Annotated in this window: 20 protein-coding genes; 10 read left to right on the top strand and 10 right to left on the bottom strand. The window is 61.3% G+C overall.

Annotated features, from left to right (window positions below):
• Nucleotides 1-60 precede the first annotated feature (60 nt).
• Nucleotides 61-2,379, top strand: a complete 2,319-nt coding sequence (locus ACX3VQ_RS00300; protein WP_462578971.1) for a patatin-like protein — start codon at nucleotides 61-63, stop codon at nucleotides 2,377-2,379.
• 17 nt (nucleotides 2,380-2,396) lie between these two features.
• Here the strand turns inward: ACX3VQ_RS00300 and dnaJ are convergent, their stop codons facing one another.
• On the bottom strand, nucleotides 2,397-3,527 hold the full coding sequence (gene dnaJ, locus ACX3VQ_RS00295; RefSeq protein ID WP_462578970.1) for a molecular chaperone DnaJ: 1,131 nt from the start codon (nucleotides 3,525-3,527) through the stop codon (nucleotides 2,397-2,399).
• Nucleotides 3,528-3,603: 76 nt separating this feature from the next.
• Complete coding sequence (dnaK, locus tag ACX3VQ_RS00290; RefSeq protein WP_462578969.1) at nucleotides 3,604-5,529, bottom strand: Hsp70 family protein; 1,926 nt, start codon at nucleotides 5,527-5,529, stop codon at nucleotides 3,604-3,606.
• A 177-nt stretch (nucleotides 5,530-5,706) separates the two neighbouring features.
• Here dnaK and ACX3VQ_RS00285 point away from each other — a divergent pair, with 177 nt between their 5' ends.
• From ACX3VQ_RS00285 to ACX3VQ_RS00270, 4 genes are all read left to right on the top strand, one after another.
• Nucleotides 5,707-6,189 (top strand): copper chaperone PCu(A)C, encoded by a 483-nt coding sequence (locus ACX3VQ_RS00285; protein ID WP_462578968.1) that lies wholly within the window; start codon nucleotides 5,707-5,709, stop codon nucleotides 6,187-6,189.
• A gap of 23 nt (nucleotides 6,190-6,212) precedes the next feature.
• The gene (locus ACX3VQ_RS00280) at nucleotides 6,213-6,713 is read left to right on the top strand and encodes a vgr related protein (protein WP_462578967.1); all 501 of its coding nucleotides are present in this window, start codon (nucleotides 6,213-6,215) and stop codon (nucleotides 6,711-6,713) included.
• Nucleotides 6,710-7,204, top strand: coding sequence for a GNAT family N-acetyltransferase (locus ACX3VQ_RS00275; RefSeq protein WP_462578966.1), 495 nt, complete (start codon nucleotides 6,710-6,712; stop codon nucleotides 7,202-7,204). Before ACX3VQ_RS00280 ends, ACX3VQ_RS00275 begins: the two co-directional genes overlap by 4 nt.
• A gap of 111 nt (nucleotides 7,205-7,315) precedes the next feature.
• On the top strand, nucleotides 7,316-8,479 hold the full coding sequence (locus tag ACX3VQ_RS00270) for a PrnB family protein (protein WP_462578965.1): 1,164 nt from the start codon (nucleotides 7,316-7,318) through the stop codon (nucleotides 8,477-8,479).
• Nucleotides 8,480-8,562: 83 nt separating this feature from the next.
• On the opposite strand, the gene ACX3VQ_RS00265 is transcribed toward ACX3VQ_RS00270, so the two are convergent.
• Genes ACX3VQ_RS00265 through hrcA form a run of 3 tightly spaced genes read right to left on the bottom strand, consistent with a single transcriptional unit; the run spans nucleotide 8,563 to nucleotide 11,446 of the window.
• Nucleotides 8,563-9,792 (bottom strand): threonine synthase, encoded by a 1,230-nt coding sequence (locus ACX3VQ_RS00265; protein WP_462578964.1) that lies wholly within the window; start codon nucleotides 9,790-9,792, stop codon nucleotides 8,563-8,565.
• Between the two features lie 8 nt (nucleotides 9,793-9,800).
• Nucleotides 9,801-10,385, bottom strand: a complete 585-nt coding sequence (gene grpE, locus ACX3VQ_RS00260) for a nucleotide exchange factor GrpE (RefSeq protein ID WP_462578963.1) — start codon at nucleotides 10,383-10,385, stop codon at nucleotides 9,801-9,803.
• A gap of 17 nt (nucleotides 10,386-10,402) precedes the next feature.
• Complete coding sequence (gene hrcA / locus ACX3VQ_RS00255; RefSeq protein WP_462572186.1) at nucleotides 10,403-11,446, bottom strand: heat-inducible transcriptional repressor HrcA; 1,044 nt, start codon at nucleotides 11,444-11,446, stop codon at nucleotides 10,403-10,405.
• Nucleotides 11,447-11,542: 96 nt separating this feature from the next.
• Between hrcA and rph the strand changes: the two genes are divergently transcribed.
• Nucleotides 11,543-12,256, top strand: coding sequence for a ribonuclease PH (gene rph / locus ACX3VQ_RS00250; RefSeq protein ID WP_462578962.1), 714 nt, complete (start codon nucleotides 11,543-11,545; stop codon nucleotides 12,254-12,256).
• Nucleotides 12,253-12,882 carry an RdgB/HAM1 family non-canonical purine NTP pyrophosphatase gene (gene rdgB / locus ACX3VQ_RS00245; RefSeq protein ID WP_462578961.1) on the top strand — a complete coding sequence of 210 codons (630 nt, stop codon included), beginning with the start codon at nucleotides 12,253-12,255 and terminating at the stop codon, nucleotides 12,880-12,882. Before rph ends, rdgB begins: the two co-directional genes overlap by 4 nt.
• On the opposite strand, the gene ACX3VQ_RS00240 is transcribed toward rdgB, so the two are convergent.
• Nucleotides 12,883-13,416: a CAP family protein gene (locus tag ACX3VQ_RS00240; protein ID WP_462578960.1), complete on the bottom strand. Its 534-nt coding sequence runs from the start codon at nucleotides 13,414-13,416 to the stop codon at nucleotides 12,883-12,885. It abuts the gene before it with no gap.
• A 49-nt stretch (nucleotides 13,417-13,465) separates the two neighbouring features.
• Between ACX3VQ_RS00240 and hemW the strand changes: the two genes are divergently transcribed.
• Entirely contained in the window at nucleotides 13,466-14,617 is a 1,152-nt protein-coding gene (gene hemW, locus ACX3VQ_RS00235) for a radical SAM family heme chaperone HemW (RefSeq protein WP_462578959.1), read from the top strand.
• Nucleotides 14,614-15,516: a tyrosine recombinase XerC gene (locus ACX3VQ_RS00230; protein ID WP_462578958.1), complete on the top strand. Its 903-nt coding sequence runs from the start codon at nucleotides 14,614-14,616 to the stop codon at nucleotides 15,514-15,516. The genes hemW and ACX3VQ_RS00230 overlap by 4 nt, the downstream gene beginning before the upstream one ends.
• Before the next feature lie 125 nt (nucleotides 15,517-15,641).
• On the opposite strand, the gene ACX3VQ_RS00225 is transcribed toward ACX3VQ_RS00230, so the two are convergent.
• The 4 genes from ACX3VQ_RS00225 to rsmI all read right to left on the bottom strand — a co-directional run bounded on the left by ACX3VQ_RS00225 (nucleotide 15,642) and on the right by rsmI (nucleotide 19,535).
• Nucleotides 15,642-16,976 (bottom strand): carboxylesterase/lipase family protein, encoded by a 1,335-nt coding sequence (locus ACX3VQ_RS00225; protein WP_462580646.1) that lies wholly within the window; start codon nucleotides 16,974-16,976, stop codon nucleotides 15,642-15,644.
• 258 nt (nucleotides 16,977-17,234) lie between these two features.
• Nucleotides 17,235-18,203, bottom strand: coding sequence for a glutathione synthase (gshB, locus tag ACX3VQ_RS00220; RefSeq protein WP_462578957.1), 969 nt, complete (start codon nucleotides 18,201-18,203; stop codon nucleotides 17,235-17,237).
• A gap of 127 nt (nucleotides 18,204-18,330) precedes the next feature.
• A complete protein-coding gene (locus ACX3VQ_RS00215) occupies nucleotides 18,331-18,681 on the bottom strand; it encodes a YraN family protein (RefSeq protein ID WP_462578956.1) in 351 nt (116 codons plus the stop codon).
• A complete protein-coding gene (gene rsmI, locus ACX3VQ_RS00210) occupies nucleotides 18,678-19,535 on the bottom strand; it encodes a 16S rRNA (cytidine(1402)-2'-O)-methyltransferase (RefSeq protein ID WP_462578955.1) in 858 nt (285 codons plus the stop codon). Before rsmI ends, ACX3VQ_RS00215 begins: the two co-directional genes overlap by 4 nt.
• Before the next feature lie 39 nt (nucleotides 19,536-19,574).
• Between rsmI and ACX3VQ_RS00205 the strand changes: the two genes are divergently transcribed.
• On the top strand, nucleotides 19,575-20,744 hold the full coding sequence (locus tag ACX3VQ_RS00205; protein ID WP_462578954.1) for a penicillin-binding protein activator: 1,170 nt from the start codon (nucleotides 19,575-19,577) through the stop codon (nucleotides 20,742-20,744).
• Nucleotides 20,745-20,883 lie beyond the last annotated feature (139 nt).

The following is a 20,883-nucleotide window of genomic DNA, read 5'->3' as shown; positions in this document are numbered from 1 at the left end:
TAAACAGAACATTATAGGAACGCAATTGCCAAGATGCTGGCAGCACGCCACTATCCCCTAATGCACCAGAAGGAACTTCGAATTGCCCTGGTCTGCTATGGTGGCGTGAGCCTGGCGGTCTACATGCATGGCGTCACCAAGGAGCTTTGGCACCTTGCCCGGGCAAGCTGCGCCTACCATTCCGGGGATGTGCCGTTGGATGGAGTGGCAAAGGTCTATCATGACCTTCTGGCCCACATCGAGCAGGAGCGTGGGATGCGGCTGCGAGTGCTGCCTGATATCCTGTCCGGTGCCAGTGCCGGCGGGATCAACGCGGTGTTCCTGTCTCAGGCTGTTTACGCGGGGCATTCGCTCGAGCCCCTGACAGAACTATGGCTCGAAAACGCCGATGTCGACCGGCTGCTTGATCCCGATGCGCGCCCGATGTGGCGCTTTGCCAAATTCTGGGCACAGCCGATCGCCTGGTGGCTGATTTCCCGGCCTGGCAATGTCGTGTCGGAAAGCGTCGCGCCTGAAACCCGCAGCGAAGTGCGGCGCAAAGTCTCGCGTTTTATCCGTGGGCGCTGGTTCGAACCTCCGTTTTCGGGCGACAATTTCTCTTGCCTGCTGTTCGACGCACTGGAAGCCATGCGCAAGGCGCCAGCAGGTCCGCCATTACTCCCGCCTAATCATCCGCTTGACCTGTTTGTGACCGCAACCGATTTCCGCGGGCATATCGAAATGCTGCGGCTCAACAGTCCGCCGGTAGTTGAGGAAAGCGAACACCGCCTGCCGATCCAATTCCGCGGGCTGACGCCGGGCAAGGCAAATGGCAAGCTGGCCGATACGCTTGAGCTGACCTTTGCTGCCCGAGCAACCGCAAGCTTCCCCGGTGCCTTTCCCGCGCTTGAACTCGCCGAAATTGACCGGATTGCAGCAAAGCGCAAACATGAATGGGCAACGCGCGAAGACTTCCTCCACCGGATCATGCCCGTGCACGTGCAGCGCGGAATCACCGAGCGGGTGGCGTTGATCGACGGTTCGGTACTGATCAACGCGCCGTTTGAAGGCGCAATCGAGGCATTGCAGGGCCGCCCCGGCCACCGCGAGGTTGATCGCCGCTTCGTCTATATCGATCCGCGACCGGACCGGATCGCAACAATGAAGGACGAGGACCAAAAAGCGGTCGGATTCTTCTCGGCCATATTGGGTTCGATTTCGGCCTTGCCACGGGAACAGCCAATCCGCGATAATCTTGAACAACTTGAGCGGCAATCACGCGATGCGGCGCGGTTGCAGCAGATATTGTTAGGCTTGCGGCCCGATGTCGAGCGCGCGGTTGAAAAGCTTTTCGGGCTAACTTTCCTGCTCGACTACCCGACAACCAAGCGGTTGAAAGGCTGGCGCGCCAAGGCCCAACAGGCGGCTGCAGAAAATGCCGGATATGCTTTTCAGGCTTACGTGCAGGTCAAATTCACCGGCATTATCGATCGACTCGCACAGCTTATCCATCAGGCTGCTCCCCAACTCGATTTGCCCGATCCCGATCCAATCGCCGCGATCCTGCGCGCGCAGCTTGAAAAGCAAGGGTTGGACGAATTGTCTGATCCGAAGAAGGGCGGCGCAAGCGCCCAGGCCATCGCCTTTTTTCGCGCGCATGACATCGGATTTCGTATCCGGCGATTGCGCCTGCTTGCGCGGCGGTTGGCGCGCGATTGGGAACGCGATCCGGAGGTTTCCGACGATGCGCTCGACCTCGCACGCAACGAGATATACGGCATCCTGAGCCTTTATTTCGAGCGTGACACGTTGGCGGCATTGGGAGAGGGTTTCAGCGAAGTTGCATCCCGGGTGTTCGAGGATCCGCAGGCCGTGCTCGAACATCTCGCGCAGGTTCGCCTGCTTCCCGAGGTGGACGATCTGGCCGAGGAACGCTTTGCCGGTGCGCTCGCACAAATGCCCAAGGAGCTCAAACGCCGTGTTCTGCTCGCATATCTTGGCTTTCCGTATTACGACGTAGCCACGCTCCCCCTGCTACGGCATGAGGGACTTACTGAATATGACCCGGTAAAGGTAGACCGGATTTCACCTGATGACGCTCCCTCCATTCGCGAAGGCGGTGCGCGTGCAACCTTGCGCGGGATAGAATTTTACAGTTTCGGTGCTTTCTTCAGCCGCACCTATCGCGAGAATGACTATATCTGGGGTCGGTTGCACGGTGCCGAACGGATGATCGACCTGGTCTGTTCAACGCTTGAAGAAGATATCGATCATGCCAGGTGCAAGAAGTTCAAGCGCGAGGCGTTTGATGCCATCATCGATGAGGAATTGGCCGCCGGACGCTGCGCGCGCGGACTGCTTGAAGGCCTGCGGGCAGAGATTGCTGAGCGGTTGCCATAGGCGATCCGCCCACGCAATCAGCCTCCGAATGCGTCTCTCAGCCGATCAAGGAAGCCCTTGCTTTCCGGGCATTCATCGCCGGTTTCGGTTTCGCGAAATTCCTGCAGCAGCTCTTTTTGCCGCTTCGAGAGCCTGGTGGGCGTTTCCACCGCAATCTCGACCACCAGATCACCCCGACCGCGACCCTGCAATACCGGCATTCCCGCTCCGCGCACGCGCAATTGCTTGCCTGACTGGATACCAGCGGGGATTTCGACCGCGTTCGTCTCACCGCCAAGATCGGGAATATCCACCGTGCCGCCAAGCGCGGCAGTGGTGAAGCTGATCGGAAGGCGGGTGGCCAGCGTGGTGCCTTCGCGCTGGAATACAGCGTGTGGTTTGACATGCACGAAGATGTAGAGATCGCCCGCAGGTGCGCCGCGTGGCCCAGCCTCGCCCTTGCCTGACAGGCGGATGCGGGTGCCGGTGTCCACGCCGGGCGGTACTTCCACTTCCAGCGCGCGCGGCTTGTCCACCACGCCCTCGCCGCGGCAATCCTGGCATGGATTCTCGATCACTGCGCCGCGCCCGTGGCAAGTGGGGCATGGCCGCTCGACCACGAAGAAACCCTGTTTGGCACGCACTTTGCCATGTCCGTCGCACATGCGGCATTCACGCTCACCCGTGCCCGGCGTTGCCCCTGAACCTGAGCACGTCTCGCAGCCTTGCGAGACTTCTATTTCAAGTTCCACGGTTTTGCCGTGAAAAGCTTCATCAAGCGAAACTTCAAGGTCATAGCGCAAATCAGCACCGCGCCGCGGCTGTGCGCGGCCGCCGCCCCCACCTCCGAATGCACTGCCGAAAATTGTTTCGAAAATGTCGCCGATATCGCCGAAGTCGCTGCGCCCACCGTGGCCACCGCCGCCGCCCATGCCATTCTGGAAGGCGGCGTGTCCGAAGCGGTCATAGGCCGCGCGCTTTTGCGGATCCTTGAGGCAGTCATAAGCCTCGTTGATCGCCTTGAACCTGGCTTCGCATTCGGTATCGCCCGGATTGCGATCAGGATGATATTTCATCGCCAGCTTGCGATAGGCGCTCTTCAGCGTGCCGCCATCGGCATCACGCGAAACCTCGAGCAATTCGTAATAATCGATGTCTGTAGAAGGCATTAACTGTTCCCGCCCTGAAAGCTAATCGCCACCGGAGCGTTGAGCGCCGGCGGCGATTGCTTGATCCATCAGGACATCAGCCCTTGTTGTTGTCTTCGTCGACCTCGGAGAATTCGGCGTCGACCACCTCTTCATCCCCGCCGGATTCAGAAGCCGCCTCAGCGCTGGCATCAGCGCCTGCCGCCTGCTGCTTCTCGTAGATCTGCTGGCCCATCTTCATGGCTACTTCAGTCAGCGCCTGCGCCTTGGCATTGATGGCATCGACATCATCGCCTTCCAGCGCAGTCTTCGCTTCGGCCAAAGCCGCCTCCACCGCCGACTTCGTATCCGCGTCAACCTTGTCGCCATGCTCTTCAAGCTGCTTCGCGGTCGCGTGGACCAGGCTGTCTGCCTGGTTGCGCGCTTCGGCAGATTCCCGGCGTTTCTTGTCCTCTTCGGCGAACTTTTCGGCGTCCCGCACCATCTGGTCGATGTCGGAATCGGACAGGCCGCCAGAGGCCTGGATCTTGATCTGCTGTTCCTTGCCGGTTCCCTTATCCTTGGCGCTGACATTGACGATGCCATTGGCGTCGATGTCAAAGGTAACTTCGATCTGCGGCACGCCGCGCGGGGCCGAAGGGATGCCGACGAGGTCGAACTGGCCGAGCAGCTTGTTGTCCGCCGCCATTTCACGTTCACCCTGGAACACGCGGATGGTCACCGCCTGCTGATTGTCTTCAGCGGTCGAGTATACCTGCGTCTTCTTGGTCGGGATGGTGGTGTTGCGGTCAATCATGCGGGTGAATACGCCGCCCAGCGTTTCGATGCCCAGCGAAAGCGGGGTAACATCGAGCAGCAGCACGTCCTTCACGTCGCCCTGCAACACGCCGGCCTGAATGGCTGCACCCATGGCCACAACTTCATCGGGGTTAACGCCGGTATGCGGCTTCTTCCCGAAGAATTCCTCGACCACTTCGCGCACCTTGGGCATGCGCGTCATGCCGCCGACCAGGATCACCTCGTCAACGCTACCCTTGTCGATCCCGGCATCGGCGAGCGCCTTCTTGCAGGGATCAAGCGTGCGCTTGATGAGGTTGCCGACCAGCTGTTCAAGCTTAGAGCGGGTGATGGTTTCTACCAGGTGCAGCGGGGTCGACGAACCGTCTTCCATCCGCGCAGTGATGAACGGCAGATTGACTTCGGTCTGCTGCGAGCTGGAAAGCTCGATCTTGGCCTTTTCAGCGGCCTCCTTGAGCCGCTGCAGCGCAAGCTTGTCCTTGCGCAGGTCCATGTTTTCCTTCTGCTTGAACTGCTCGGCCAGATATTCGACGATCGCACTGTCGAAATCCTCACCGCCCAGGAAGGTGTCGCCATTGGTTGACTTCACTTCGAACACGCCGTCACCGATCTCGAGGATCGACACGTCGAAAGTGCCGCCGCCGAGGTCATAGACAGCGATGGTCTTGCCCTCGTCCTTGTCCATGCCATAGGCGAGCGCCGCCGCAGTGGGCTCGTTGATTATGCGCAGCACTTCAAGGCCCGCGATCTGGCCGGCATCCTTGGTCGCCTGACGCTGAGCGTCGTTGAAGTAGGCCGGAACGGTGATCACCGCCTGTGTCACGGTTTCGCCAAGATAGCTCTCGGCGGTTTCTTTCATCTTTTGCAGGATGAACGCCGAAATTTGCGAAGGCGAATAATCCTCACCCCCGGCATTGACCCAGGCATCGCCGTTCTTGCCCTTGACGATGTTGTAGGGGACCAGTTCCATGTCCTTCTTGGTCATCGGATCTTCGAACCGGCGACCGATCAGGCGCTTCACCGCGAAAACGGTATTGTCGGGGTTGGTCACTGCCTGGCGCTTGGCCGGCTGACCGATCAGGCGCTCACCATCCTTGGTGAATGCCACGATCGAAGGCGTTGTGCGCGCGCCTTCGGAATTCTCGATAACCTTGGGTTTGCCCCCGTCCATCACCGACACGCAGGAGTTGGTGGTGCCGAGGTCGATACCGATAACTTTCGCCATTATTTTCCCATCCATTCAGTTCTTGGACACCACGCAATGTGCTTTCCAATTCAGGCAAAGCAGCTCGGCGGCTCAGTCCGTCCGGTGTGTTATGCGGGTGATATAGGTGCGGTTTCGCTTGGCACAAGGGAATGGACGCACTAGTTTTTCAACCTGTATCAAGGGGAGAAACCAGTCATGAAAATTACCCGCATCGCCGCTGCAAGCCTGTTTGCGGCCAGCCTTGCCCTTGCCGCATGCGGCAGCGAGCCTGAGCCGGCAACGGAATCCGCGCCTGCGGGAATACCTGGCTTGACGGTTGAAAACGCCCGGGTGGTGCTCCCGCCGGTGGCAGGTAATCCGGCGGCAGTCTATTTCGACCTCAGCTATGAGGGTGACCGCGGCCTTTCGATCCGGCGCGCCGATGTGGCGGGAGCCGAAAGCGCACAACTGCATAATTACAGTGAGTGGCAGGGGCAAAAGCAGATGGGCGAGGCCATGCCGATTGCCTTGACCAAGGGCACCAAAGTGGCGTTCGAGCCAGGCGGTTATCACGTGATGGTTTTTGGCCTTCCCGATACGGTTGAGCCGGGCGGAACCCTGGAAGTAACACTGACCGTTTCGGGCGGCGACAAATACTCCTTTGAAGCGCCTGTGCGGGCAGCTGGGGATGAACGCTGAAGCAAAGTGTCGCCGGAAACGGGTTGAGCGAGGGCGAATTTAGCTGCCCGGCAGGCGGCGAACGCCCCCTCACCCCCGGCGAGACAGAGCTGGCACGTTCCATATTCGGAACCGCTATTGATTATGGTGCCGTCCGCATCCGGCGCCGCAAATGGTTTCCCCTGCAGCCGCAGCGCATCACTATGGCGCCCCGCGGCCACCTGCATTTCCATCCGTTGAGCGGGGCCTATTGTGACGATTTTGCCGCCGCCGGTGTGCATCGGCAGGGCTTTTTTATCCATGAAATGACTCATGTCTGGCAGGCGCAGAGCCGCGGCCGTTGGCACCTGATCCTCAACCGTATGCCATGGGCGCGCTATGATTACTGCCTCAAGCCCGGTTGGCCGTTGACCCGCTACGGGATCGAGCAGCAGGCAGAGATCATCAAGCATGCCTTCTGGCTCAGAAAGGGAGTAAAAGTTGCAGGCGTGAGTGATCCTGCGGCATATGATATGCTGGTGAACTTTCCGGGAGTGATGCCATGACCGAAAATGGCTGGCGAGTAAGGCCCTTCATGCCAGGCGATGCGCCATCCTTTGCCGCGCTCAACCGGCGCTGGATCGAGGAATTGTTCGGGATTGAAGAGCAGGACATTCGCCAGCTTGAACACCCGCAGGCGGCGATTCTCGACAATGGGGGTTTTATTGCCTGTGCCGATGCCAATGGCTGGGTGATCGGAACTGGGGCAATCCTGCCCGCAGCGCACCCTCCCGATGACGGCCGGAAATGGATGGAAATCATCAAGATGGCGACCGAACCAGCGATGCAGGGGCGCGGTATCGGCGCGGCCATCCTTACCCGTTTGTTCGATTTTGCACGCGAGAATGGCGCAGACGCGATCTGGCTTGAAACCAATGCCAAGCTGGAGGCGGCAACCGCGCTTTACGAAAAGAGCGGCTTTCGCGCGCTTACCAGCGAGGAGGCCTGGCCCTCGCCATACGATCGCTGCAATTTGCAGATGGTGCTCAAGCTATGAATTGACGCTTCGGCGTTTTTCCACTCGCAGCGCTTGAGTGATCCAGTTTCAATTGATACCAGTTCGACTGTCCAGGCGGCCCAACCCGCGCCTGGCCAATGAGTCACTCACATGGAGATCAAGGACTACGGTTTGAGCCGCGAGCGCGGCTTCCTTTCGCATTACGAAATCGACGAGATCAAGCTGCCCTCGCAATTCGATGACGTGAAGCAGGCTTCGGCCAATCTGTCGGCATTGCTATCAAGCGGGCGCGTGCGCCACTGGCTGGGCCAGCTTGCCGATCCGCAGCTGGAAGAATGGGCGGTGGAAGCCCCCGAACCAGAAATCCGCACCGCGATGGTGCATTATTCGTTTCTCGTGCAAGCCTATGCCTGGGGCGAAGCGACACCGCCCGAATGTCTCCCCGCCAATCTTGCCCGCCCGATCGTTGCGATTGCCGACCGCCTCGGGCAGGCGCCGCTGCTGCCCTATTCCGCCTATGTGCTCGACAACTGGGCACGGCTCGACAAATCCGGCCCTATCGCGCTCGACAATATCTACATGTTCCAGAACTTCCTTGGCGGGGATGACGAGAACTGGTTCGTGATGATCCATGTCGCGATCGAAGCGGAAGCAGGCGTGCTGCTCGACAATGGGGCCCGGCTGGTGAGCCTTGCCCGGCAAGGCGATGAAGCCGAAGCGGAACGCCTACTGGCCGAAATGGACGCCGCGTGGGAGCGGATCTACGGCCATTTCGCGCGTATGGGCGAACGCTGCGATCCCTATATCTATTTCAATCGTGTGCGTCCCTATATCCACGGCTGGGCCAATAATCCGGCGCTTACGGATGGCGGGCTGATCTATGAAGGTGTCGAGAAATATGGCGGCAAGCCGCAGGCCCTGCGCGGGCAAACCGGCAGCCAGTCAAGCATCGTGCCGGCGATGGATGCGCTGTTCCAGGTAGGCCACAGCGACGACCCGCTGAAATCCTTCCTTGACGAATTGCACCATTATCGCCCGCTTCCGCACCGACGCTTCATCGAGGATCTGGCCGCGCAATCGACATTGCGGGATTTCGTGAGCACCTCTGGCTCATCATCGCTCAAGGACGCCTTCAACGCCTGCCTCGAGCAGTCGGCGCGCTTCCGCACGCGCCACCTTGAATATGCGGCGAGCTACATCAACAAGCAGATGGGCTCGAACGCCGGAAACGACCCCGATGTCGGCACCGGCGGCACGCCGTTCATGAAATATCTCAAGAAACACCGCGACGAGAATGCGGCGCAATTGATCTGACCGTGACCGGGCTGCGCCGTAATGGTGCAGCCCGTTTCGCATGCCGATTAAAGTGATCTTGAACCAGGTGAAATCGTCTGGCGCTACAGTGTTGCAAGATCGGGCAAGGCGTCCTTGTCGAGCAAGGTCGACTTATCCTCGATTGGATATTTGAGGCCGGTGGCGCAATTGAACAGAACCACCTCGTCGCCGGTTTCAACCCATCCCTCGCTCAGTGCCTTGCGATAGGCCGCAAGTGTGGCTCCGCCTTCCGGGCACAGCAGCAAGCCATCGCGCGCCGCGCTGTCAGCCGTGGCCGCGATGATGGCATCCTCGTCCACCGCAACGGCCTTGCCGCCACTTTCGTGCACCGCGCGCAGGATCAGAAAGTCGCCTACCGCCTTGGGCACACGAATGCCCGCCGCCACAGTATGCGCATTTTCCCACCGTTCGGCATGTTCCTCACCCGCTTCAAACGCCTTTACGATAGGCGCGCATCCACTCGCCTGCACGGCAAACATCTTGGGGCGGTCAGGCCCGATCCAGCCCAATTGTTCGAGTTCATCGAACGCTTTCCACATGCCGATCAGGCCGGTTCCGCCACCGGTGGGATAGAAAATCGCCTTGGGCAGGCGCCAGCCCAGCTGCGCCGCCAGCTCCAGCCCCATCGTTTTCTTGCCTTCTATCCGATAGGGTTCTTTCAGGGTCGAGAAATCGAACCACAGCCCTTCGCTTGCGCCTTTGCCTACAATCGCGCCGCACTCATCGATAAGTCCGTTGACGCGATATACCCGCGCGCCTTGCGCGGCGATCTCGCACACATTCACATCCGGCGTGTCCGAAGGGCAGAACACCACCGTTTCAATGCCCGCGCGCGTGGCATAGGCCGCCAGCGCCGCGCCGGCATTGCCGTTGGTGGGCATGGCAATACGGGTCACGCCCAGTTCCTTTGCCATTGCCACTGCCATCACCAGCCCGCGCGCCTTGAAGCTCCCGGTGGGGAGGCGCCCCTCATCCTTGACCAGCACGTTGGCACCGCCCGATTGCGGGATCGCGATCAGTGGCGTTTCGATTTCGCCCAGGCTGACGATACTGGCGGTATGGCGGACTGGCAGCAACTCGCGCCAGCGCCACAGATCGATGGGCCTTGCGCAAAGCCGGTCACGCGGCAAAGCCTTGCCCGCAGCTTCAAGGTCATAGCGCACCAGCAGCGGACGCCCGGCTGCGGAAAGCCCGTGCAGCCGGTCCGCATCATATCGCTGGCCAGTGTAGGAACATTCCAGATGGGTCACGAACGTCTGGCGTTCGCCCAACAGATTGCCGTTCAGCGGCATGGCACCCTTCAGGGCTTTTTCGCCACGCCCACCATGGCGGGGCGCAGCAGCCTGTCCTTGATCATAAATCCCGATTGCATTTCCTGCACGATAGTTCCGGCTTCGTGCTCATCAGTGGGGATCTCCATCATCGCCTGATGCTGGTTGGGATCAAGCGGCAGCCCGACCGAAGCAATCCGGGTGATGCCGTGCTGGCCGAACACCTTGGCCAGTTCGCGCTGGGTTGCCTCGATCCCGGTGACCAGCGCCTTCATCTTGTCATCTTCGCGCAGGGATTGCGGGATCGCTGCTATCGCTCGCTCGAGATTGTCTGAAACGCTCAGCACGTCGCGGGCAAAACCGGTCGCCGCATAGGCGCGTGCGTCCTGGATATCCTTTTCCATCCGGCGCCGGACATTCTGCGTCTCTGCCTTCGCGTAGAGCACTTCCTGCTTGGCCACCTCCAGATCCTCGCGCAGGCGATCGAGCGCCTTGTCGAGGCTGCTGGTTTCTTCCTGGGCGGTTTCAGCATCCGACTTGTCGAGGAACTCCTCGGGTACGCCTGCCAATTCTTTCTCTACCGCATCGTCCTGCGATTTATCGTTATCGATCATGTCGTAATGTTCCAAAGCTATCCGATAAGCTTGCCCAATGAGCGGGCGGTCAAATCCACCATGGGGATCACGCGCGCGTAATTCAACCGCGTCGGCCCGATCACCCCCAGCACACCCACCACTCTGCCCTCGCGATCGCGATAGGGTGAGGCGATCACTGACGATCCCGAAAGTGCGAACAAGCGATTCTCGCTGCCGATGAAAATCCGTGTTGCCTCGGCCTCACGCGCGGTTTCCAGCAATTCGGCGACCGATTGTTTGCTTTCAAGATCCTCGATCAGGCTGCGGACGCGCTCGATATCACCGAGCGCAGCCTCGTCCAGAAGGTTGGCCTGGCCGCGCACGATAAGCACCGGGCGTTGCGAGGCATCCTTGCTCCAGATCGCCAATCCGCGTTCAACCAGCTCGCGGCTGGCGTCATCGAGTTGCGTTCTGCCTGCGGCAATCTCGCGCGAAATCGCCCGCGCAGCTTCTGCCAGCGTGCGCCCCGCAAGCCGCGCGGTAATGTAATTGCTTGCCTGCTCTAGCGTTCCGGGGGTTAGCGCCCCACCCAATTCAAGCACGCGATTTTCGATCGAGCCATCTTCGCTCACCAATACTGCAAGCGCCCTTCCTTGCCCCAGATTGACCAGGCTGAACTGCGCCAGGCGCTGTTCGCGCGTGGGCACCATCACCATGCCTGCGGCACCGGAAAGATCGCTCAGCATTGCGCTGGTCTGCTCAAGCGCCTGTTCGATCGGGCCGCCCTCTGACAATCGCCCTTCGATAGCCGCGCGCTCTTCAGGGGTCGGCTCGGCCACGCGCATAATGCCATCGACGAAAAGCCTGAGGCCGCTTTCGGTCGGCATCCGCCCGGCGCTGGTATGCGGAGCCGCAAGCAGGCCCGCAGTCTCGAGATCTGCCAGCACCGCGCGGATCGAGGCCGGTGACAGGTTCAGCATGCCCTCGCTTGCCAGGGTTTTCGAACCAACCGGCTGCCCGCTTTCAAGATAGCCTTCCACCACCACGCGAAAAATCTCGCGCGCCCGTTCGGTCAGTTCGGAAATGGATGGTGAAGACATTCTACCCTTCTAGCGGTTCGATCCACAGCCTCAAGCCTTGCAGCCCGCTGCCCACACCGCGTAACGCGGTGCGAACGACTCACCAAAGGAATTACCATGAGACCATCCGGCCGCGCACCCGACGAGATGCGCGCTATCACCATCGAAACCGGCTTCACCAAGCATGCTGAAGGCTCGTGCCTGATCAGCTTTGGCGATACGCGGGTGCTGTGCACCGCCAGTGTCGAACGCAACGTTCCGCCATGGCTGCGCGGCAAGGGCGAAGGCTGGGTAACAGGTGAATATTCCATGCTACCGCGCGCCACCCATACCCGCGGCCAGCGCGAGGCGGCCAAGGGCAAGCAATCAGGCCGCACGCAGGAAATTCAGCGCCTGATCGGGCGCAGCTTGCGCGCCGTGGTTGACCTCAAGAAGCTCGGCGAGCGTCAGATCACGCTCGATTGCGATGTTATCCAGGCTGACGGCGGTACGCGCACCGCCTCCATTTCGGGCGCATGGATCGCGCTGCGCATGGCAGTGAATGGGCTGATGGCATCGGGTGATCTAAAGCAGGATCCGATCACCGGCCAGGTCGCGGCAATCAGCTGCGGTATCTATAACGGCACGCCCGTGCTTGACCTTGACTATATCGAGGATTCTTCCGCCGACGCGGACGCCAATTTCGTGCTGATTACCGGCGGGCAGATTGCCGAAGTGCAGGCAACGGCAGAAGGTGCGACCTATGACGAGGAAGGCCTGCTGCGCTTGCTGCGCCTCGCGCGGATGGGCTGCGACCGGATATTCACTGAACAGATGGGCGCGGTGAAATGACCCGCAGGCTGGGCGGCGGCTCGCTGGTGATCGCCACCCATAATGAGGGCAAGCTGCGCGAGATTTCCGCCCTGCTGGCGCCCTATGGGCTCAAATGCATTTCGGCGGGCTCGCTCGGTCTGGCCGAACCCGCGGAGACGGGGGCGAGTTTCGCACAGAACGCGCTGATCAAGGCGCGTGCGGCGGCCGAGGCATCGGGGCTAGCAGCCTTGGCGGATGACAGCGGACTGTCGGTCGATGCGCTGGGCGGGCGCCCCGGCGTCTACACCGCCGACTGGGCGGAGCGGCAATGGTTCGAAGGCGATCCCGGCCGCGACTGGTACATGGCCATGGGCAAGGTCGAGGGCATGCTGCAGCAGCTTGGCCCCGATGTTGATCGTAGCGCCGCGTTCCACTGTGTGCTGGCAATCGCCTGGCCCGATGGCGAGCAAGCGGTTTACGAAGGGCAGTGTGCGGGTACGCTGACCTGGCCGCCGCGCGGCACTCTGGGATTCGGCTATGATCCGGTGTTCGTGCCGCAGGGCCGCGAAGATTCCTTCGCCGAGATCGACCCGGATGAGAAACATCGTATCAGCCACCGCGCCGATGCCTTCGCAAAGCTGGTGGCGGACCAGTTTGGCGCCTGATCAGCGCGCGGCGAGGCGCCTGATTTCAACCCCGTGGGTATTGCCTGCGGGCCAATACCGGCAGACCAGGAAATCGTCGCGCTCATTGCGGGCCACTGCGCAGCCGACTTCGCGCGTGCCGGGCCACACAACCTGCGTGTAATGCCCGACATCGCGCCAGTTCCCGGTGGTGGCGATGTTGGGGAATGTGCCGGGACGGAATGCACGCTTTTCCTCGATGAATGCCTCAACCATGAAGCGCGCGGGATAGGCGCCCGCGCTGCCCATCCACAAGTTCTCGCCCGCTCCGCCGCGCTCGTCATTGGGGGCATGGCGCATGCGGCCTTCGCTGGCGAGAACTTGCGCCCATTGTTGCGCCTCGCGCGCCAGCTTCGGGTTCCAGGCGAGCGGCGGCACGCCAAACTGCACGCGCTCTGAATTATGGCTGTCGAGCAGCTCTGCAGCAAAGCGGTTGGCGGGCCGTTCCCCCCCGCCATTTGCCGCGGCGGCCCCCGCAATGGCCAGTGCTGCAAGTGTCGCAATCGTCTTGTGCATAGGCACAGCTTGACTTGCAGCGCTTAACAGAGCGTGAAATAGGCGCATCGTGGCACGCGCTCTCTATATCCATTGGCCCTTCTGCCTGAAGAAATGTCCATATTGCGACTTCAACAGCCATGTCCGCGACGGAGTTGACATGGATCTGTGGCAACGAGCCCTGCTCGCAGATATGCGACACGAAGCGGAAATTGCGGGCGGTGAGAAGCTGCAATCGATCTTTTTCGGGGGCGGAACACCCTCGCTGATGCCGCCGGCACTGGTCGTTGCATTGCTAGAAGAAGCCGAGCGTTTATGGGGCTTTGATCCCGCAATCGAAATCACGTTGGAGGCCAATCCCAGCTCGGTGGAGGCGGATAATTTCGCTGCGCTTGCTGCTGCGGGAGTAAATCGTGTTTCGCTTGGTATTCAGTCACTTGAGGATGATACCTTACAGTTTTTGGGACGTTTGCATGGCGTCAGGGAAGCACTGGAAGCCGTCGCGACGGCACAGCGCCATTTCGCCCGCGTCAACATCGATCTGATCTATGCCCGGCCTGGCCAGACCGGCGAACAATGGTCCGCCGAATTGCAGCGCGCGCTGGCGCTCGGCACTGATCACATGTCGCTCTACCAGCTCACGATCGAGCCCAACACGCGCTTCGCTACCGATGTAAGACTCAATAAATTCAATCCCTTGGGAGACGATCCAGCAGCCGATCTCTATGCATTGACGCAGGAACTGACCACGGCGGCAGGCCTGCCCGCCTATGAGATCAGCAACCACGCAAGGCCGGGTCAGCAAAGCCGCCACAACCTCGCCTATTGGCGTTATCAGGACTATTGCGGCATCGGCCCCGGTGCTCACGGACGGCGACAGAACGCGGCCACAGAGCGACACAAGAAGCCAGAGAACTTCCTCGCCGCGATCGAACGGCACGGCCATGGCATCAGTCACGAGCGCGCACTGGGCAAGGCCGAACAGGCCTCCGAAGCACTGCTGGTTGGCCTGCGGCTTACCGAAGGAATCGATCTGGCCGAACTGGCGGCACGTTTCGGAATCGACCGTGCCTTGCTGGTCGATGAGAAGCGCTTGGCGCTACACCGGGATCTAGGGCTGGTGCAACAAACCGGTGAGCGGATCGCGCTGACCCCGGCAGGAATGCCGCTGCTCGATGCGCTGCTGGGCGAGATCGTGGCTGACGGGCTGGTCAGCGCATGAGCGGCGCAGCAGAAATGCTGGAGATGTGGCGCGCCGAACTCACCAACAGCCGCCGCCGCAGCCCGCATACGGTGCGCGCCTATCTCGGTTGTGCCGATCGCCTGCTCAAGGCACGCGAGCTTGGCGATTGGCATTCTGTCGCCCGGCTCGAAGCGCATGATCTGCGCCGCCATCTTGCCTCACGCCGAGCCGAGGGGATCGGCAATGCCAGCGCCGCGCGCGAGCTGTCCGCGCTCAAGGCCTTCATCGCCTATGCGCGCCAGCAGGCCGGCGATCCCGATCCCGCTGCACCGCGGCTGCGCGGGCCGCGCATCAAGAAGGGCCTGCCCCGCCCCGTCACCCCCGATGAGGCGAGCAATCTGGCGGACCTTGTTGGGGAGAGCGCAGCGGCCGATTGGATCGGCGCGCGCGACCGCGCGGTGCTGCTGCTGCTCTATGGTTCGGGCCTGCGGATCGCCGAGGCGCTGTCGCTGAAAGGGCGGGATGTGCCGCTGGGCGAAGTGCTGCAAGTCACCGGCAAGGGCGGCAAGCAGCGGATGGTGCCGGTGCTGCCGATCACCCGAGCGGCGGTTGCGGATTATTGCGCCCAATGCCCCTGGCCGCTTGGCGCCGGAGAGCCCCTGTTTCGCGGTGCCAAGGGCGGCGCGCTCAGCCCCGGCATGGTTCAAAAGGCGACCGCGCAGGCGCGCCGTGCACTGGGATTGCCGGATACCGCGACCCCTCACGCGCTGCGGCACAGTTTCGCGACGCATCTGCTGGGCGCGGGTGCGGATTTGCGGTCCTTGCAGGAGCTGCTTGGCCATGCCTCGCTTGGATCAACGCAGATCTACACCAAGGTCGATGCGGCAGTGATGCTGGAAAACTACCGCGACGCTCATCCGAGAGCGAAGAAGAGATGATGTCTGTTTATGGGTGGAAAGCAGATATAGGGTGAACACGCTAAGGACCATTGATCCCAATCGCTCTTTCAGAGTGATTCAGATTAATTGGATGGGTGCGGATTTCAGCGCGCAAATTCCAAGGCCTAGCGCCGCGCGATTGCATCCAAGATCTCGGCTAAGGGATCTGTTTGCGGCATGGCTGTGCCCATGGCTGTGAAATCCATGATCACATCGCTTGATTTCTCATATCGCGGCCAACTCGGTAGGCCCGTGCCATTTGGGTTCCCGGACTTGGCAAAGTTCACAAGATAGGCGCTGATGGTCCGACCCATGGCATTGTCACGCGGGGTGGTTGCGGGGCCGTACTTGATCGCTTGGGTATCGAAGAAGAAGGGAATATCGGTGGCGTGCCAGGCACCCTGCCCCGGCAGCGATTCCGGCACATAGGAGAAGCGATAGGCATAGACCGGCACGCCCTGCGCGGCGAGCATGGCACTGAACGAGCGCGCGCCAGCCACCATCTCGCCGGTCTTGCCGCCGATATCGTCTGCGGTGGCGCCGACCATCACTGGCACATGCGCGAAAGCGCCTTCGGCAAAGGCCTGGCCGGTATCAACCAATATCCGGCCATCGGGAAACCCCGGAGCCAGCCTGCCTGCTTCGTACTGGTGAAACATCGTATCGATGTTGAGCCCATCGGTGATCGCATCAGCGTCCAGCGCGCGCAGCTTGGCCAGCGCCTCGGGATCGTCGGCGGCGATACCCCGATAAGCAGCGAAGGCCAGGCCGGCCCGCTCTGTATCGCGCCGGGTAACGGGAGGCGCGCTTCCGTCTCCACCCGACATGATCACCGCACGGGCGAACAGATCGCGGGCCATTGGCGAGGTCATCAGCACCTGAACCGCGAAGCCGCCAGCGGATTCGCCAACGATAGTCACGTTGCCGGGATCGCCCCCGAAGGCGGCGACATTGCCCTGCACCCATTTGAGTGCAGCGATCTGGTCGAGCAGCGCGTAATTGCCCAGTAGGCCACTGTCTGCATCGATCTCAGTCAGTTGTGGGTGGGCGAATGTGCCGAAACGCCCGAGCCGGTAATTGGCGCTGACGACCAACACGCCCTTCTTCGCCAGTTCGGCACCGCTGTAGGTCGGCGGCGAGGTGCCGCCGTTGACGAAACCCCCGCCGTAAATCCAGAAAATCACGGGCAAAGGGCCATCGGCCGGTGCAGGCTTCCAGACATTGAGGTAGAGGCAGTCTTCGGCAGGCGTGTTGCCGAGAGGGGCAGCATCGCTGGGAAATGGCAGTTGCATGCAGTCATGACCGTATTCGGTTGTTTGACGAACCCCCTCCCATTGGACTGCTGGCTGTGGCGCGCGCCACCGCAAATCGCCCACAGGCGGTGCGGCGAATGGGATGCCCTTCCAACTGATGACCTCTCCTTCGACCATGCCGTCGATGGCGCCGGATTGAATCGACACCTCTGTTTGCGCTGTTGCTTCTCCGCAAGCAAAGAGTGCCAGCGCGACAGTTGCGATGGTGGTGAGGATGGATCGCTTCACAATTACCTCCGAGTTCTGTGGCAAGACGAAACCGCGCAAATGGAGATGTACATTGCCCGATGGGGTCAGGCAAAAACAGAGGAGCGACTGCAATTCCAAGGAAGTGACCGCCACGTGACTGGTTTAGCCGATCTGTCGTTGCTCTGACGGCATACGCGATCGTCCGCAATGTGGTCGTTAGCCGACCCAAACCTTTTCCCCCAACCGCGCCTCGATCGCGTCCCAGATCATCCCCGGCGTGTCGGTGCCGTTAAAGCGGTCGATCGCCATGATCCCGGTGGGCGAAGTGACGTTGATTTCAGTGAGGTATTTCCCGCCGATCACATCGATCCCCACGAACACCAGGCCAAGCCGTTTCAGTTCAGGCCCCATGGCATCGCAAATTTCCTGCTCGGTGGCGGTTAGATCGGTCGCCTCAGCACTGCCGCCCATCGCCAAATTGGAGCGGAATTCGCCCTTGCCCGGCCTGCGATTAATCGCGCCCGCGACCACGCCATCAACCAGCACGATGCGCTTGTCGCCCTGCGCCACTTCGGGCAGGAAGGGCTGGAGCATGTGCGGCTCGGGCCAGGTCTGGTTGAAAACCTCGAACAGGGCAGAGAGGTTTTCGCCATTCTCCGGAATGCGGAAGATCGCCTTGCCGCCATTGCCATGGATCGGCTTCATCACCACCGCGCCATGCTGCTCCATGAAGGCGCGCGCTTCGTCCACATTGCGCGTCACCAGAGTGGGCGGCATGAAGCGGCGGTAATTCAGCACCATCACCTTTTCAGGTGCGTTGCGCACGCTGACCGGATCATTGACCACCAGCGTTTCGTGCTTGATGCGCTCGAGCAGGTGGGTGGCGGTGATATAACCCATGTGGAATGGCGGATCCTGCCGCATCAACACCACGTCAATATCGCGCCCCAGATCAAGCCGAACCGGATCGCCCTTGGTGACATGGTCCCCCTGTACCCGCTGCACCTTCACCGGAAAGCAGTTCGCGTGCAGCCGGTCATCGGCGTCGAGGGTGAGCGAATCGACATGATATTCGAACACCGTGTGCCCACGCTTTTGGGCTGCCTCGATCAATGCGAAGGAGGAATCGCCAGCAATATTGACGGTCTCGATGGGGTCCATCTGGACGGCTATTCTCAGGGACAAGCTTTGATTCTCCGTTCGTCATTGCGACCCCGGACTTGATCCGGGGGAAGCAATCCAGGGCCTCGTGCTCAATGTTTCTGGATTGCCGCGTCGCTACGCTCCTCGCAATGACGAGGCAAGTAAGTGATCAGGGCATCCAGGCGTTGACGATGTGGCGTGGCAGGGCGCCCGGCGCAAGCAGGATGACATCGATTCTGATGTCTTCCCCATCGGGCGCATAGTCGCAGGCGACGCATTCGACCGCGGCGGCAACCCGGCGCAGGCGATATTCATCGATTGCGTAATCGAGATCGGTGGCGCGCTGGCGCCATTTCACTTCAACGAAAGCAACTACGCCGCCGCGCTTTACCACCAGGTCAATCTCGCCGCGCGGAGTCTTGACCCGCTGCGCCAGAACCTGCCAGCCCTTGAGCTTGAGCCAGGCGGCGGCGCGCCATTCTCCCTTTCGGCCGGCATGTTCGGCAAGCTGGCGCTTCATCCGGCCTTGAGCTCCATTGCCCGGGTATAGAGCGCTTTGCGATCCAGCCCTGTGGCCCTGGCTACCTGTGCCGCAGCCTGCGAGGGTTTGAGCGTCGCCAATGCTTCGCGCAGCAGGTCGTCCGGGTCGATTTCTTCTGTTGCCTCGTCCGGCGGGCCAACCAGCAACACAATCTCACCTTTGGGCGGATTAGTGGAATAATGTTCGGCGAGGTCGGCGGCGCTGCCAGTCCGGCATTCTTCGTAGAGCTTGGTCAGCTCGCGCGCGACCGCGACTCCGCGTGTGGGCCAAATCCCGGCAATCGCGTGAAGCGTCTTTACCAGGCGCGGACCGCTTTCATAGAATATCAACGTCGCATGTATCTGGGCCAATCCCTCCAACGCTTCGGCGCGTGCCTTTTCCTTTGCAGGCAGGAAACCGGCAAACAGGAAGCGGTCATTGGGCAGGCCTGACAGGGTCAAACCGGCAATTGCAGCGCAAGCACCCGGCAAGGTCGTGACCGGCACCCCCGCCTCTCGCGCGGCCCTGACCAGGCGATAGCCCGGATCGGAGATCAGCGGTGTTCCGGCATCGCTGACCAGCGCAACTGCTTCGATACGGGCACGTTCGACCAGCGCGGCACAGTTTGCTTCGCTCGCGTGATCGTCATAACGGATCAATGGCTTTGAAAATCCCAGATGCTTCAGCAGTTTGCCCGTGACTCTGGTGTCTTCACAGGCGACAACGTCGCAACGGCGCAATATATCGACCGCACGGAGCGTTATATCGCCTAAATTGCCAATCGGCGTGGCAACGATATAGAGGCCATGAGCAAGCGGTGCAGACAGGTCTGATTCAGGACGATTGTTGTTCACGCATTGCTCTTTGGAACAGCGGATATGGGGTCGGCAAGCATGAAGCGGAATTTGTTCAATCGGCGCAACCTTGTGGTGGGCGGCACAGCGCTGTTGTTGGCCGGCTGCCAGGTGATCCCGAAATCCGGCCCCGCGCCCACCGCGCCCACGCCAACGCCTACGCCGGAACCCAGCGCCACCGCCCTGCCGACAGACGAGACCCGGCACCGCATCGCCATCCTCGTCCCGCTTACGGGCCAGAACGGCGCAGTGGGCCAGTCTATCGCCAATGCCGCGAACATGGCTGTGCTCGACACCAGCGCGGACAATCTGCGCATCACCACTTACGACACATCGAGCGATCCGCGTGGTGCCGCAGCGAAGGCGGTGGCGGATGGCAACCGGCTGATTCTGGGGCCGATGCTGGCCGACAATGTGCCCGCGGTGCTGGCAGAGGCGCGCCGGGCGGGCATTCCGCTGATTTCCTTCAGCAACAACACCAGCGTGGCTTTGGGCGACGTGTTCGTGATGGGGCATATCCCCGAACAGTCGATTGCGCGCTCGGTCGCCTATGCCCGTTCGAAGGGCGCAAGCAATTTTGCGGCGCTGCTGCCCAGCGGCGATTATGGTGATCGCGCGGCCAGCGCGCTTGGCAATGCACTTCGCGAATATGGCGGGCTTTTGACGCAGACTGAACGCTATGGTCGCACCAGCAGCGCAGTGATCGGCGCGGCCGGCAAACTGCGTGAGAAGGGCGGCTATGACACCGTGCTGATTGCCGATGGCGTGCAGCTCGCCGCGCAAGGGGCCAATGCGCTGCGCGAAGACGGCGCGGGGCGCTCGCCGCGCATCCTTGGCACGGAGCTGTGGAGCGGCGAAAACGCGGTCACCCGCACCAATGCGCTGCACGGGGCGCTGTTTTCGGCAGTTTCGAGCCAGCGCTTTGCCCGTTTCCGCGACAGTTACCAGAACCGCTTCGGTGGTGCGCCATACCGCATTTCGACGCTCGGATACGATGCGGTGCTGCTGACCTTGCGGATCGCGCGTGACTGGCGCGTGGGCCGCCCCTTCCCCACCCGCAGCCTAACCGCAAGGGATGGTTTCCTCGGCCTTGACGGGGCATTCCGCTTTGGCACCAACGGGGTGGTCGAGCGGGCAATGGAAGTTCGCCAGGTCGCGGCCGACGATGTAAAGGTGGTCGATCCGGCACCTGCGCGCTTCAGCGACTGAGCCCGACCACAGATTCGTCATTGCGAGCCGCCGTGAGGCGGCGCGGCAATCCATGGTCAGACGCTGGATTGCTTCGTCGGCCTTGGCCCCCTCGCAATGACGAGGATAAGATTCTTCCCGAGCTTGTAAGCCCGGCTCA

It is taken from the genome of Altererythrobacter chaiwopuensis, from assembly GCF_054957735.1.
Note: the sequence above shows the minus strand (reverse complement) of the source record. Positions and strands in the feature narration are given on the sequence as shown.

Bases quoted from the DNA above. Each gene is read 5' to 3' on its own strand.
- ACX3VQ_RS00270 (WP_462578965.1), top strand. From the start codon at position 7,316: ATGGAGATCAAGGACTACGGTTTGAGCCGCGAGCGCGGCTTCCTTTCG.
- ACX3VQ_RS00215 (WP_462578956.1), bottom strand. From the start codon at position 18,681: ATGAAGCGCCAGCTTGCCGAACATGCCGGCCGAAAGGGAGAATGGCGC.
- ACX3VQ_RS00205 (WP_462578954.1), top strand. From the start codon at position 19,575: ATGAAGCGGAATTTGTTCAATCGGCGCAACCTTGTGGTGGGCGGCACA.
- dnaK (WP_462578969.1), bottom strand. From the start codon at position 5,529: ATGGCGAAAGTTATCGGTATCGACCTCGGCACCACCAACTCCTGCGTG.
- ACX3VQ_RS00265 (WP_462578964.1), bottom strand. From the start codon at position 9,792: ATGCCGCTGAACGGCAATCTGTTGGGCGAACGCCAGACGTTCGTGACC.
- ACX3VQ_RS00275 (WP_462578966.1), top strand. From the start codon at position 6,710: ATGACCGAAAATGGCTGGCGAGTAAGGCCCTTCATGCCAGGCGATGCG.
- ACX3VQ_RS00240 (WP_462578960.1), bottom strand. From the start codon at position 13,416: ATGCACAAGACGATTGCGACACTTGCAGCACTGGCCATTGCGGGGGCC.
- grpE (WP_462578963.1), bottom strand. From the start codon at position 10,385: ATGATCGATAACGATAAATCGCAGGACGATGCGGTAGAGAAAGAATTG.
- ACX3VQ_RS00300 (WP_462578971.1), top strand. From the start codon at position 61: ATGCACCAGAAGGAACTTCGAATTGCCCTGGTCTGCTATGGTGGCGTG.
- ACX3VQ_RS00230 (WP_462578958.1), top strand. From the start codon at position 14,614: ATGAGCGGCGCAGCAGAAATGCTGGAGATGTGGCGCGCCGAACTCACC.
- ACX3VQ_RS00285 (WP_462578968.1), top strand. From the start codon at position 5,707: ATGAAAATTACCCGCATCGCCGCTGCAAGCCTGTTTGCGGCCAGCCTT.
- rph (WP_462578962.1), top strand. From the start codon at position 11,543: ATGAGACCATCCGGCCGCGCACCCGACGAGATGCGCGCTATCACCATC.
- dnaJ (WP_462578970.1), bottom strand. From the start codon at position 3,527: ATGCCTTCTACAGACATCGATTATTACGAATTGCTCGAGGTTTCGCGT.
- hrcA (WP_462572186.1), bottom strand. From the start codon at position 11,446: ATGTCTTCACCATCCATTTCCGAACTGACCGAACGGGCGCGCGAGATT.
- rdgB (WP_462578961.1), top strand. From the start codon at position 12,253: ATGACCCGCAGGCTGGGCGGCGGCTCGCTGGTGATCGCCACCCATAAT.